Genomic DNA, 12,183 nt, shown 5'->3' on the forward strand with positions numbered 1-12,183 from the left:
AGCACTTAGCTTATGAATTGTTGTCTGAGCCTTAGTTGCGATGTTTATGTCGTGTATTGTGAGAACTACTTAAATGAAAATAACAGCGATTTTAGGATTTGTATTTGCGTCGGCTTTGTTGCTGGTAACCACGCCAGCCCTCGCCAAACAAGAAGGGAAATCCTTGCCACCAGGCTTGCAAAAGAAAGTTGAGGAAGGCCGTTCGCTGCCACCGGGTTGGCAGAAAAAATTGGCAGTAGGCCATCACCTAGAGCGCGATGTATACAGCCATGGGCGCATTATTCAGCCCATTGATGATTATGGTTACGTGACAGTTGAAATTGAAGACCGACGTCTACGTTTACTTGCCGCTACCTTAGAAATTATTGAAATTCTGCATTAAGAATTCAGTATGCAAACATCCAGTTAAAAGAGGTGAGTACATGAATATCCACGGCAAGCTGAATTATGTCGAGTTCGCAGCGGTTGATCTCGACGCAACCAAGGCGTTTTTTAGCAAAGCCTTTGCGTGGTCTTTTACGGATTATGGTCCTGATTACACTGCGTTTGCAGATGTTGGTCTTGACGGCGGGTTTTACCGCGCGCCGCTGAGTGCAAAAGTCGAAAGTGGCAGTGCGTTACTTGTATTTTACAGCGCGACCTTAGAGGAGACTCGCAACGAGATAGTGCGCGCTGGCGGCAGTATTCTGAAAGAAATCTATGAATTCCCCGGCGGCCGTCGTTTTCATTTTGCCGAACCTAGCGGCAATGAATTTGCCGTGTGGTCTGACCCGCTATAAGGCTGAAAAGGCCTGCTACTATGTAAGGCATTAAGCAAAAGTGGGGGAGCTGATTTTAAATCTTGGGAACCGCGCTGCAATGAGAGCTTGAAAGTATTGTAGGGCTTTTCTATAGCTACCAAGAAATCTGGAGAGATCACATGCGATGAGTCGCCTTATGGTAAAAAGCGGACGCTCAAAAACACGTAATCCGACGAAGGCCGTAGGCTTTTATGCAGGCTCAACCCCCATATCCCTCCTAGTCAGGTGGCCAAATTTACTATGCCACTACACTTTGATTTGTTTCATAACGGTACTCCAGGAATTAGTAGAGCGATATTTATGGTTGAGCATTCGTCTGGCCATAAGTAATGGCCAGACGATGAAGGATTAAGATGCCATTTGACTCTCATCACCCTTAGGGATGTTTTTGGGCTTGCGGTAAGCCATACGGTATAAACCGGGCAAAACCAATAGGGTTAATAGAGTAGAGGAGATGATTCCACCGATAACCACCGTCGCGAGCGGGCGTTGCACTTCTGCACCCGTGCTGGTGTTGAGGGCCATCGGGAGAAATCCGAGCGCGGCTACCAACGCGACCATTAATATCGGCCGTAGCCGTAACATCGCGCCTTCTTTGATCGATAGATCGATATCATTACCCTGCTCCAGCTGATCTCTAAACGCCGAGACCATCATTACGCCGGTGAGCACCGAAACACCGCATAGCGTAATGAAGCCAACGCCTGCGGTGATAGACAAGGGGATGTCACGCAGCCAAAGCGCAATGACACCGCCAGTTAGCGCAAGTGGCACACCGCTGAATACGAGTGCCGCATCTTTCGCAGAACCAAAGGTCATCATGAGTAGGGCAAAAATCATGACAAGTGTCACGGGTACTAAGAGGCTTAACCGCTCCGTTGCGGATTGGAGTTGCTCAAACGTGCCACCGTATTCCAGCCAGTAGCCGGGCGGTAAGGTCACCTCTCGTTCAATTTGAGTTTGCACATCGGCGACAAAACCACCTAAATCCCGGCCCCGTACGTTGGCACTCACAACGAGACGACGCTTACCATTTTCGCGGGAAATTTGATTCGGCCCCGGTGCCAGCGTGAGCGTGGCGACTTCATTGAGTGGTACGTAGCCTCCTTGCGGGAGCGGTATCGGCAACCGTTCTAGCGCTCGCAAGTCGTTGCGGATTTCCTCCGCTACCCGTACAACGATGGTAAACCGTTGGTCACCCTCAAAGATTAATCCGGCTTCTTCGCCACCTGTCGCAGCTGCTAATACCTCTTGGACATCAGCGACGTTCAGACCGTAGCGGTATAGCGCCGGCCGATTGGCTTCAACCGACAATATAGGTAAACCAGAAACCTGCTCTACTTTGACGCCTTCGGCACCCTCAACGCCGTTAAGCGCCGTTGCAATCTCAGAACCTGATTTCAATAACTGATCTAGATCGTCGCCGTAAATCTTAATGCCTAGGTCTGAGCGAACACCGGAAATCAGTTCATTAAAGCGAAGCTGTATCGGTTGGCTGATCTCGAACGCGTTTCCGGGGATGAGCGTTAGTTTTTGCCGGATATCTTCTAGCAATTGGGCTTTAGACTTGTCGGGGTCGGGCCAGTCTGCACGATCTTTCAGCATCACATAGCCATCAGAGATGTTTGGCCCCATGGGATCACTGGCAACCTCTGCGGTACCGACGCGTGAGAAGTAGGTTTTTACTTCCGGTATTTCCAGTACGGCGCGTTCAAGCCGAAACTGCATGTCGAGGGATTGAGTAAGGCTGGTGCCGGGAATACGCAAAGCCTGAATGGCAATATCACCTTCATCCAGGTTTGGAATAAACTCAGTGCCCATTTTTGTGGTCAATCCACCAACAGCGATGATTAGCAGTACCGCGCCGGCTAATACGCTGAAACGGAATTTGAGTACCCACGCCAGAACTGGGGTATACACCCGTTTTGATTGACGAACAATGATGTTGTCTTTTTCTTCAATATGACCACTGAGCAACAGTGCAACTGCAGCGGGCACAAAGGTTAATGACAGCACCAAGGCCGACAATAAGGCGATGATCACGGCCATGGCCATGGGCGTAAACATTTTCCCCTCCACGCCGGTGAGAGCGAGGATCGGCAAGTTTACTAAAATCACCACCAGAACGCTGATCAAGCTTGGCGTGAAAACTTCCCGTGTCGCGGCGAAAACGGTTTGGAAGCGTTCATCAAGTTTGAGTATGCGGCCGAGTTGATGCTGCCTACCAGCCAGTCTTAGTATGCAGTTCTCAACAATAATCACTGCGCCGTCGACAATAAGACCAAAATCGAGCGCTCCCAAGCTCATCAAGTTGGCACTGACTTTGGCTTGTACCATACCGGTCATGAGCATTAGCATTGACAGCGGAATGACCATCGCAGTGAGCAAAGCGGCGCGGACGTTGCCGAGCATGACTAATAAAACAACGACAACCAGTACGGCACCTTCAAGTAGGTTCTTCTGTACGGTTGCAATGGTTTTATCGACGAGTACCGTTCGGTTATAGACGGGCTCGGCGGTGATCCCTTTGGGCAGTGTTTTATTGATTTCCACCAGCTTTGCGGAAACCGCTTCCGAAACACTGCGACTATTACCGCCCAACAGCATCACGGCGGTGCCGAGTACGGTTTCTTCCCCATCGCGGGTTGCCGCGCCGGTACGGAGCTGTTTGCCAAAACTGATGTCGGCGACATCTCCTACTGTTATCGGGATACCGTCTTTGTGAGTGACGATGATCTTCTCCAGTTCAGCAATGTCGGCAACTTGCCCAGGTGCGCGAATAAGATATTGCTCACCATTTTTTTCAATGTAACCCGCACCAACATTAGCGTTGTTTTTTTCTATTGCCTCAACCAAGTCATCAAAGCTTAAGCCGAAGGTTAATAGTCGCGCAGGGGTCGGAGTGATGTGAAACTCTTTTTCAAAACCTCCGATCGTGTTGATTTCCGTCACACCATTGACCAGACGCAACTGGGGACGAATGACCCAATCTTGCAAGGTGCGCAAGGCAGTCGCATCATATTTCTCGCCGTTTGGCTGTCGGGCATCGTCGTCTGCGTGCACCGCGTAGTGAAAAATCTCCCCGAGGCCGGTCGCTACTGGCCCCATCACGGGTTCAATGCCCGAGGGCATATCACTTTTGGCCTGCTGCAAACGTTCATTGATCAGGTTGCGGGCAAAGTAAATGTCCATCCCTTTTTCAAACACAACGGTGACCTGAGAGAGCGCATATCTCGACAAAGAGCGGGTACTCTCTACGTAAGGTAATCCGGTGATTGCCAGCTCGACCAAGTAGGTAATCCGCTGCTCTACTTCCAGCGGTGAGTAACCGGGTGCACCCGTATTAATTTGTACCTGTACATTGGTGATATCGGGTACAGCATCGATGGGCAGGTTTTGATAATTCCACACACCGAGTGCACTAATGGCGAGCGCAAAAAACATGATCAGCCAACGGCGTGCAATTGAAAAATGAATAAGTTTATCGATCATAGCGAGGCCCTACTACGGTCTCGCACCACGAAATAACGTAGTGCTGGTGGCAATAGCTGCGGTTGGAGTTCGCAGTGCGGTGGATGTGATTAATGTCCATGCTCAGCATCCTCCTTGCCCATTTCAGATTTCAAAACAAAGCTATTTTTGATTACGTATGTTTCGCCAACTTTTAGTCCACGCAGTACTTCGCTGGCTTCGCCATCTGTGCGACCTAAGGTGATATTACGAGGTTCAAAACCCTCGTCTCCTTTCACGAAAATAACGGTTTCACCTTCGATCAGTTGCACAGCTTCATTGTTGATAACAGTGGCTGCAGCAGTTTCTGTTTGGGTGATTTCGGCATTAACAAAAAGTCCAGGTTTCCATAGATTGTCGACATTGTTCAGCAGGACGCGCGCTGTGGTGGCTTGATTAGAAGGGTTACCCTGAGTGGCAATAAAGAAAATTCTCCCTTCGCCAGTGCTGGCGTGGTTAGTGCTTTTTATCCTTACCGTTTGCCCCAATGAGAGCTTGGCGATGTCTTTGGGGAACACGGAAAGATCTACCCAAACGCTAGAGTAATCTTCAACAACAAACAGTGTTTTATCGTTTGTCTGTTCGCCAATATTGGCGTTGCGCTGACTAATGACACCATTAAGTGCAGAATAAATAGGATAGGTTTTTAAGCTTTCATTCGCCTCAACAGTGACAAGCACATCACCTTTGCGGACGTTATCGCCAATGGTTTTATTGACGGCGCGGATGACGCCGTCATAGCGGGCTGTGACGGCTTGGGTTTGTTCCGCGTTGCTCGTAATAACCCCGTAAACGGCTAATGTCTCGCGAATTGCGCCAGGCCCAACTTGGGCTAGGCCGATACCCGCGTGCTTCATTTGCTCTTGAGAGAGTTCAATGTGGCCCTCGTCATGATCTTCTTCATCGCCATGTCCACTTTCGGCATGGGCGACTAATGCTGAAAAACAAATTGTGGCGTAGAAAATGGCATTAATAATGGGTGTTTTAATCGTATCGTATATATTCATTGTACTGTTCCTGAGAAATCGCTTGATACGCTATAGAGCGTCGAGGACAAGGGCTCTGCTGTTAGCTGTTCAATTTCGGCGCCATAAGTGAGTGCAGACGCAGCCGCTTCGATCAGTGTGCGCTGAGCATTCAGTAACTCCTGCCGTGCAGACACGTAATCCAAATAGCCATAGCGCCCACGTTCATAGGCAGTTTGCGTTTCTTTGAGTGCATCTCGCAGCGCAGGGATGATGGTGCTTTGTAGTGTTTTGGCCGCGAGAATTGCTTGCTTTCTATTGTGGAATGCACGGAACAATTGTGTGTGCATACTCAGTAAAGCCACTTCTTTTTGTACATAGATTTCATTGCGCTGGGCACGCGCGGCAGAGACCGCCCCTGTGTTTCTTCTGCCGGAAAACAGCGGCATGCTGAAGCCGGCCACCAGTGCAGAATCATCGTTTGCTTGAAATCGACGCACGCCTAGCGACCAACTGACATCCGCTTTCGACTGTGTTGTGGCAACGCGCAGTTCGGCATCCTTGAGGCGCTCTTCAGCCGCAAAAATGAGGATTGCTGGATTCTTCTCCATTTTTGCGAAGAGCGAGTCAAACTCAATATCGGTGCCAAAGTGATATAAATCACCTTCAAGTGTCACAAAATTAGGCGTTTTTTCACCCCAGTGAGCAGCGAGGGAAACTTTTAAGTAGTTAAGCTGCTGTTGGGTGGACTGTAGCGTTAGGCCAGCCTGTGACGCAGCCGCGAGTGCCCGTTTCACCTCTGCTTCAGGCGCTGCCCCAGCTTCGGCGCGCCGTCTCACGATATTAAGCGTTTCATTGGCAAGCCTATTGGCTTCTCTCGCAAGGGTAACCTGCTCCTGTGCAGCAAGCGCATCCACATAACGTCGGGTCACTTCGCCTAATAATTCCAATGATTCCACTTGTCGCTGTGCATCGATCACTGAGCGACTACTTGAAACAATACCCCGCCTCGCTGAGCGCTTATCACCCATTTCCAAAACAGAGGAGAGCGAAACGGTAAGTTCTGCGCCATCAAACCCACTGAGCTCATCAGCGCCAGAAAAGTTTTCTGCGTCAATTCCTAGCTCATAGGCAGGTTTTAGCGCCGCAATTTGCATCTGCCCACTTAGCGCAGAATTGCGAAACTCAAAAACCTTTAATGACGGGTTTAGCTCGATAGCACGCTTAAGTGCGGCATTGAGCGTAAGGGAGTTATTTGTAGCTTCAGCGTGCGCAAAAGATACTTGCCAGCCGAAAAACAAACATAAAAGCATCAGCTTTCTAAAGCTGTGTTGCGTGCGCCATACGAATCTCGTAGGCATAAAAAAGCGAATAGCCATGTAAAAATCCACGTTTAATAGACGGAATCATGCTGAACATTACGGAAATAACCGAAATGTCGTTAGATTAGTAAAACGTAGGCTTAAACTTTGGGAGGGCGGTAGAAGGAGAATAGCGGGTCGTTAGGAATCGCCATATTATATTGGGTTTTGAGTAATACAGTGCTAGGAGCAGATGAAAATGACAGGAGTGCCGGAACTAGCTGGCCATGATGACAAAAACCGCAGTGGTCGCAGTTGTCTAGATGTGTCGAATTTTTGGTATTAAGCTGCTTAACAATTAATTCGTTTTGAGTGATGTTACTTTGATCAAATACAGCCAATGGACTTGCGTCTTGAACGTCATGGTTATCCGCAAAAGCAAATACTGACTGGCAAGCAATCAGTATTATCAGCAGATAAGATGTCCAATGTTTAGTCACAATTAACCTTTTTAATGAATGCCGTTTGGTATCTGGTAGCGTTCGAAACGCCGAACTGCTTAAGCTTTTAACTTCAGAATTCGGTGCGCGCCATGCAACACAATGACGGAAATAACCAAGCCAATCAGCAAGTCAGGGTAACGCGAACCTGTTGCTGCGACAAGCACGCCGGCTAAAATAATACCCACATTGGAGATCACATCGTTCGATGAGCAAATCCAGCTGGCCTTCATGTGTGCGCCATCATCTTTGCTTTTAGATATCAAAATTAGGCATACTACGTTGGCTATCAAAGCGATAAAACCAAAGCTCATCATCAAAGTGGACGCAGGTTCACTGCCAAACATAAATCGTCGTATCACTTCACTTAGCGCACCTAAAGCTAACGCTAGTTGCAACCAGCCTGAAAGGTGAGCAGCCTGCAGCTTCCTTTTGACGCTGTGGCCAACTGCGTAGAGTGCCACGCCATAAATTGTCGCGTCAGCGAACATATCTAGCGAGTCTGCAATAAGCCCAGCAGATTGCGCCAACCACCCAACCAAAAATTCAACAACAAACATGGTTGCGTTAATCGCAAGTAACCATTTTAGGATGGTACCTTCTTTTAAACTTGCCTCTTTTGCTGAAGCTATCACTTGCGACAGTTCATCGTGGTCTAAATTGTGAGTATCTTTAATTTTCGCGCCGAGGCTAAGCAAATCCAAACGAGACTGTATGGCGACAAGGTTGCCACTGTGAAATACCTTCAGCATGCGGTTGGGCGTGTCAAATTCTAGAACCACATCCGGTTCCATGCCCTCTAGAGCCATCTGAATTATGCGTTCCTCAGAAGGACAGTCCATCTTGGAAACCACAAACTGGCTAACGTAGATTTTATCGGGCTGCAGGGTGCTTATAGCACCTTTATCATCGGTATTCTCTGCAGGTTGGCCGTTGCCAGTCAGTGTCATTGCGCCGCTCCTTTTACTTTAAATCATGCTTAGCCTAAACTCTATGGTAACTATAGAGTCAAGCATTGAGGTGAGATTGGTGAAAATTGGAGAGCTAGCCAAGTTAACTGGGTGTTCTGTGCAGTCCATACGGCACTATGAAAAAGAAAAGCTGTTGGCCTCGCTGCGGCGCAGTGACGGTAACTTTCGCTTGTATGATTCGGCAACGGTAGATCAGCTAAAGTTCATCAAGCATTGTCGGAGCCTTGATCTTTCGCTTGCCGAAATTCGGCAGCTGATCGAGCTAAATCAGCAGCCGGGAATGGGATGCGAGGATGTGAACAGAATGATTGATAGCCATATAGAGCAAGTTGCACTTCGAATAAATGAGTTACAAGACCTTCAAGACAAATTGATGGCGCTACGAAATAGCTGTGCCAGTCAAAGCACTGTTAAAGAGTGCGGAATTCTTCAAACTTTGTCGGTGACTCAAAAATAACTTAAGAGTTAATTCACTCACTATTAAAAGCTTGCCTATGCCACGTGATAAGGAAGTCCGATCTGCGACTGACCGCTAATGTGAGAGGCTGTGTGAAAACCGCAATCACGCCGCCAAACATCGTCACAAGCTTCGCTCACCTACCAAATGACATAGTCACCGATAATGAGGATTAGAACTAACTTTTTGCGCTGCAATATAAAGGTGAGGCAAGAATGATGATTTTCGCGGCTTTACATACCAAACAAGGCGACTTCTCCGTTATTGCCTCATAGCCTCCATTAACCCAATGGTTCCCTTTATAGTCATCATTCGTTTCAGGTTATAAGCCAGCACATGTAAGCTCATTTCTATGCTCACATTCTTTTTGCGCTTCATTAAAAAGTGGGTCGCACCCATCCACATTTTAATGGTGCCAAACGGATGCTCTACTGTTTGTTTTCTCAGGACAGATAGGCTGGGATTGTCATCAAGTCGTTTTTGCATCACGTCGATATCATCTTCGTAAATCCAACGTTTCATTTTTCTTGGTTCGTTTTGTGATCTTGTGCATTTAGCTCTGATCGCACAATCTCGGCAAGCGATGTGGTTGACGTATACCTTTAGCTCAAGGCCACTGTCCGTCACATTACGTCGATGCGGCAGCTCCTCATCCGCTGGGCAGATATAGACATCTTTATGTTTGTCGTATTTGAAGAGCGATTTATTGAATATACCCTTTTTCTTCGAACCTGACGTATCTGATTGAGGGATGCTAGCCGTTACACCCAAGTCTTGGGTCGCCTTTATATCGGTGCGACTAAAATAGCCTTTGTCGGCGATAACGGTGATATTTTTCTTATCTAGTGCTTGTTGGACTTGCTTTGCCACTACGGCAAGTTGGCCGCGATCAGTTGTCATGACAATATCATGCGCAACAATCAGGTGGTGTTTAGTATCCACAGCACTTTGCACGTTATAGCAGACCTGCCGCTCCATATGATGCGTCTTCATTAATCGTGCATCAGGGTCAGTTTGTGATACTTGTTTATCGGGGTGTTCGTTCACTTCTTTTTCAAGCGCCTTGAGCTCGAGCAAGCGCTGCTTATACCATGCTAATTTTGACGCTGAGACTGAGCTGGACGTGTCCTTTTCGTCGTTATCGTTGGTATTCATTTGACTTAAGTAATCTTGAATACTGCTCTCAACATGATCGATATGAAATTGGACTTTGCTGGGTGTGTAATTCTTAGCCTTATTGTTGACCGCTTTAAACTTGCTACCATCAATAGCGAAAGCGGAATCATCAAACATATTGATTTGCCGGCACAGGTCAACGAACTTACGACAGACATTTTTAATCCCCTTGCCGTTATCTTTCCTAAAGTCGGCAATGGTTTTAAAGTCAGGTCTTAGACGCTCTAGCAGCCACATTAACTCCACGTTGCGGTGAGTTTCCTTTTCTAGCCGGCGAGAGGATTGAATACGATTTAAGTAACCATAAATGTAGAGCTTTAACATCGTGGCTGGATGATAACCTGGACGACCAGTTTGCTTTGCAGTAACACTCTCGAAACCTAGGCTCAACAAATCAAGTTGGTCGACAAAAACATCAATAACTCGAACAGGGTTGTCTTCAGTAACAAAGTTATCAATTACTTCTGGAAACAACGTGGATTGGTGTCTTGATTGACCTTTGATATGGTGAGTCATCGCAGATTGCCTCTGGTTTGGCTTACCAATTTATTATACTAAATGCGGCCTTAAACTTGGATCGCCGGCTAAGACCGATTCATCATAAGCGTGAGATAAACGGTGATCAAAAGTTTTCACACAGTCTGGTGACGCTGGAGTCATCCACATTACGCATGTAAGCGGCTGCTTCCTGATCTGGTAATTAAGCGCACGTTTGGAAGTAAAGGTATTTCGTTATTAGGGATATTTCTACCGTTTTAGGCTTTACTCATAGTGAGTCCATAGCCTCAATACTTTAATCGCTTTTTCTTCTTCTAAGACTTGGTATACCAAGCGATGCTGGATGTTTACTCGGCGAGAATAGGCGCCCGCTAAATCCCCAATTAATTTTTCAAAGGGAGGAGGATTTTGATACGGGTTCCTTTGGACAATTTTCAGCAGCTCCTGAGCCTTATCCTTTAGCCCGGACGACGCTAGTTTTCGAGCATCTTTTTGAGCCTGTTTAGTGAAATAAAGAGTCCAGCTCACCAATCAAGGCTCTTACTACACTTGTCGAGTTCGACGTCCATACCTTCTCGGATAGATTCGCGCATACCGGGAGTGGATAGCAGATGAAGTGTCTCATTGACGGCATTCCAGTCGTCTTCCGACAGCAAAACAGCGTTGCCCCTCTTTCCAGTAATAATAATAGGTTGGTGACTAGTAGACGTTTCATCTATCAGCGCGTAAAGCTTGGAACGAGCTTCTGTGGCGTTAAGTGTGGTCATAGGTTCCTCCATATGATCGAAGCGTACGCCGTTACGTACGTAGTGTCAATCCGACCTATCGTTCCTCGTACGACCGAGACGCCAGGGAGTGCCAGCTTTGTATATGTATTAGAGCATTTCCAATGTCTGCTAATGTGACTAGCGGATAAATACCCACTTTTGTTTAATGCCTTGGCTACTCAGCTAGGCCTTTTTCTCCTTGCCACACAGTTTTGCCAACTTCGCCGGGGTAGACTTCGTCTACCCACTCCGGGTGCTTGTAAAGAATGCGTAAATCTTTATGGCGCCAAACGTCTTGGGCCATTTCTACCCAGCCATGAACTTGTAAGTAAAATGGATTGTAGGGCTTTGCCGGCATATGGGTTACGCCGTATTTGATTGTACCGGCATCAGCCTCGTCGCGAAAACTGCCATAGATTTTGTCCCAAAAAATAAAGATGCCACCAAAATTGCGGTCGATCTGCTCGGGGTTGCTGCCGTGGTGTACGCGATGGTGCGACGGCGTATTCATGAACTTCTCTAAGAAGCCGAGGCGGCCAACTTGTTCAGTATGTAAAAAGAATTGGTAAAGTAAGTTGCCCTCGATGGCCATTAAGACCCAATCCTTGTCAAAACCAATCAGTGCGGCAGGCAGCCACCATAGTACCCAGCTGCCAGACAGGGCAAAGGTAAAGTTTTGGCGCAGCGCGGTCGAGAAGTTCATGTGTTCTGACGAGTGGTGGGTGATATGGCCACTCCAGAACCAACGCACTTTGTGCATCATCACGTGATTCACAAAAAAGCAAAAATCAATAAACACGATAAGGGCCAGAATGCTGAGTACTGACGCCTCTGGCCGCCACTGTAGGCCCCACTCATAAACACTTAAGTAAAATGCCTGAATAAAAAGTGCGATCGCGATGCCGTCGACCACTTTATAGGAAAATCCCGCGGCTAAATTGGCGAGAGTTTCGCGGGGGTGGTAAACCCCTGTTTGACCGGTTTTACGCGTATAAAGGTATTCTGCGCCGATAACGGCGAGAAAGAGGGCGCCGAAGGCAGTGACAAAAAACAGGGCGTGGAGAACGTCTTGCACGGGAAATCCTCGTTATTGTAATCAATAGTCGCATATACGTGATCTTTGGAGTGTAGAGGATAAGCGGTGTTAGTCGGTAGAGATTGACTAAAACAGACATCTTTTTGACATTTCCTGCCATATTGTCAATGATGTTTGCCTATTTAGGTGAATGACGGGAGCG

Annotated in this window: 11 protein-coding genes; 3 read left to right on the top strand and 8 right to left on the bottom strand. The window is 47.5% G+C overall.

Features of this window, described 5'->3' with window-relative positions:
* The first annotated feature begins 73 nt into the window (after positions 1-73).
* Positions 74-382, top strand: a complete 309-nt coding sequence (locus ABD836_RS10355) for a hypothetical protein (protein WP_344935452.1) — start codon at positions 74-76, stop codon at positions 380-382.
* A 40-nt stretch (positions 383-422) separates the two neighbouring features.
* Positions 423-779, top strand: a complete 357-nt coding sequence (locus ABD836_RS10360) for a VOC family protein (RefSeq protein ID WP_344935453.1) — start codon at positions 423-425, stop codon at positions 777-779.
* Positions 780-1,148: 369 nt separating this feature from the next.
* Here the strand turns inward: ABD836_RS10360 and ABD836_RS10365 are convergent, their stop codons facing one another.
* From ABD836_RS10365 to ABD836_RS10380, 4 genes are all read right to left on the bottom strand, one after another.
* The gene (locus ABD836_RS10365) at positions 1,149-4,292 is read right to left on the bottom strand and encodes an efflux RND transporter permease subunit (protein ID WP_344935454.1); all 3,144 of its coding nucleotides are present in this window, start codon (positions 4,290-4,292) and stop codon (positions 1,149-1,151) included.
* 89 nt (positions 4,293-4,381) lie between these two features.
* Positions 4,382-5,317: an efflux RND transporter periplasmic adaptor subunit gene (locus ABD836_RS10370; protein ID WP_344935455.1), complete on the bottom strand. Its 936-nt coding sequence runs from the start codon at positions 5,315-5,317 to the stop codon at positions 4,382-4,384.
* Positions 5,314-6,588 carry a TolC family protein gene (locus ABD836_RS10375; protein WP_344935457.1) on the bottom strand — a complete coding sequence of 425 codons (1,275 nt, stop codon included), beginning with the start codon at positions 6,586-6,588 and terminating at the stop codon, positions 5,314-5,316. Before ABD836_RS10375 ends, ABD836_RS10370 begins: the two co-directional genes overlap by 4 nt.
* Positions 6,589-7,135: 547 nt before the next feature.
* Positions 7,136-8,026: a cation efflux transmembrane domain-containing protein gene (locus tag ABD836_RS10380; RefSeq protein ID WP_344935459.1), complete on the bottom strand. Its 891-nt coding sequence runs from the start codon at positions 8,024-8,026 to the stop codon at positions 7,136-7,138.
* A 79-nt stretch (positions 8,027-8,105) separates the two neighbouring features.
* Between ABD836_RS10380 and cadR the strand changes: the two genes are divergently transcribed.
* Complete coding sequence (cadR, locus tag ABD836_RS10385; protein ID WP_344935461.1) at positions 8,106-8,504, top strand: Cd(II)/Pb(II)-responsive transcriptional regulator; 399 nt, start codon at positions 8,106-8,108, stop codon at positions 8,502-8,504.
* Between the two features lie 261 nt (positions 8,505-8,765).
* Here cadR and ABD836_RS10390 read toward each other — a convergent pair whose 3' ends face one another.
* The 4 genes from ABD836_RS10390 to ABD836_RS10405 all read right to left on the bottom strand — a co-directional run bounded on the left by ABD836_RS10390 (position 8,766) and on the right by ABD836_RS10405 (position 12,020).
* Positions 8,766-10,196, bottom strand: a complete 1,431-nt coding sequence (locus tag ABD836_RS10390; protein WP_344935463.1) for an IS1182 family transposase — start codon at positions 10,194-10,196, stop codon at positions 8,766-8,768.
* 246 nt (positions 10,197-10,442) lie between these two features.
* Entirely contained in the window at positions 10,443-10,706 is a 264-nt protein-coding gene (locus ABD836_RS10395) for a Txe/YoeB family addiction module toxin (RefSeq protein ID WP_344935465.1), read from the bottom strand.
* On the bottom strand, positions 10,703-10,945 hold the full coding sequence (locus ABD836_RS10400; protein WP_344935467.1) for a type II toxin-antitoxin system Phd/YefM family antitoxin: 243 nt from the start codon (positions 10,943-10,945) through the stop codon (positions 10,703-10,705). The genes ABD836_RS10395 and ABD836_RS10400 overlap by 4 nt, the downstream gene beginning before the upstream one ends.
* Positions 10,946-11,120: 175 nt before the next feature.
* Entirely contained in the window at positions 11,121-12,020 is a 900-nt protein-coding gene (locus ABD836_RS10405) for a sterol desaturase family protein (protein ID WP_344935470.1), read from the bottom strand.
* Positions 12,021-12,183: the final 163 nt, after the last annotated feature.

Source organism: Zhongshania borealis (genome assembly GCF_039539625.1).
Classification (GTDB): Bacteria; Pseudomonadota; Gammaproteobacteria; order Pseudomonadales; family Spongiibacteraceae; genus Spongiibacter; species Spongiibacter borealis.

Bases quoted from the DNA above. Each gene is read 5' to 3' on its own strand.
- ABD836_RS10355 (WP_344935452.1), top strand. From the start codon at position 74: ATGAAAATAACAGCGATTTTAGGATTTGTATTTGCGTCGGCTTTGTTG.
- ABD836_RS10400 (WP_344935467.1), bottom strand. From the start codon at position 10,945: ATGACCACACTTAACGCCACAGAAGCTCGTTCCAAGCTTTACGCGCTG.
- ABD836_RS10360 (WP_344935453.1), top strand. From the start codon at position 423: ATGAATATCCACGGCAAGCTGAATTATGTCGAGTTCGCAGCGGTTGAT.
- ABD836_RS10370 (WP_344935455.1), bottom strand. From the start codon at position 5,317: ATGAATATATACGATACGATTAAAACACCCATTATTAATGCCATTTTC.
- ABD836_RS10380 (WP_344935459.1), bottom strand. From the start codon at position 8,026: ATGACACTGACTGGCAACGGCCAACCTGCAGAGAATACCGATGATAAA.
- ABD836_RS10365 (WP_344935454.1), bottom strand. From the start codon at position 4,292: ATGATCGATAAACTTATTCATTTTTCAATTGCACGCCGTTGGCTGATC.
- ABD836_RS10390 (WP_344935463.1), bottom strand. From the start codon at position 10,196: ATGACTCACCATATCAAAGGTCAATCAAGACACCAATCCACGTTGTTT.
- ABD836_RS10375 (WP_344935457.1), bottom strand. From the start codon at position 6,588: ATGCTTTTATGTTTGTTTTTCGGCTGGCAAGTATCTTTTGCGCACGCT.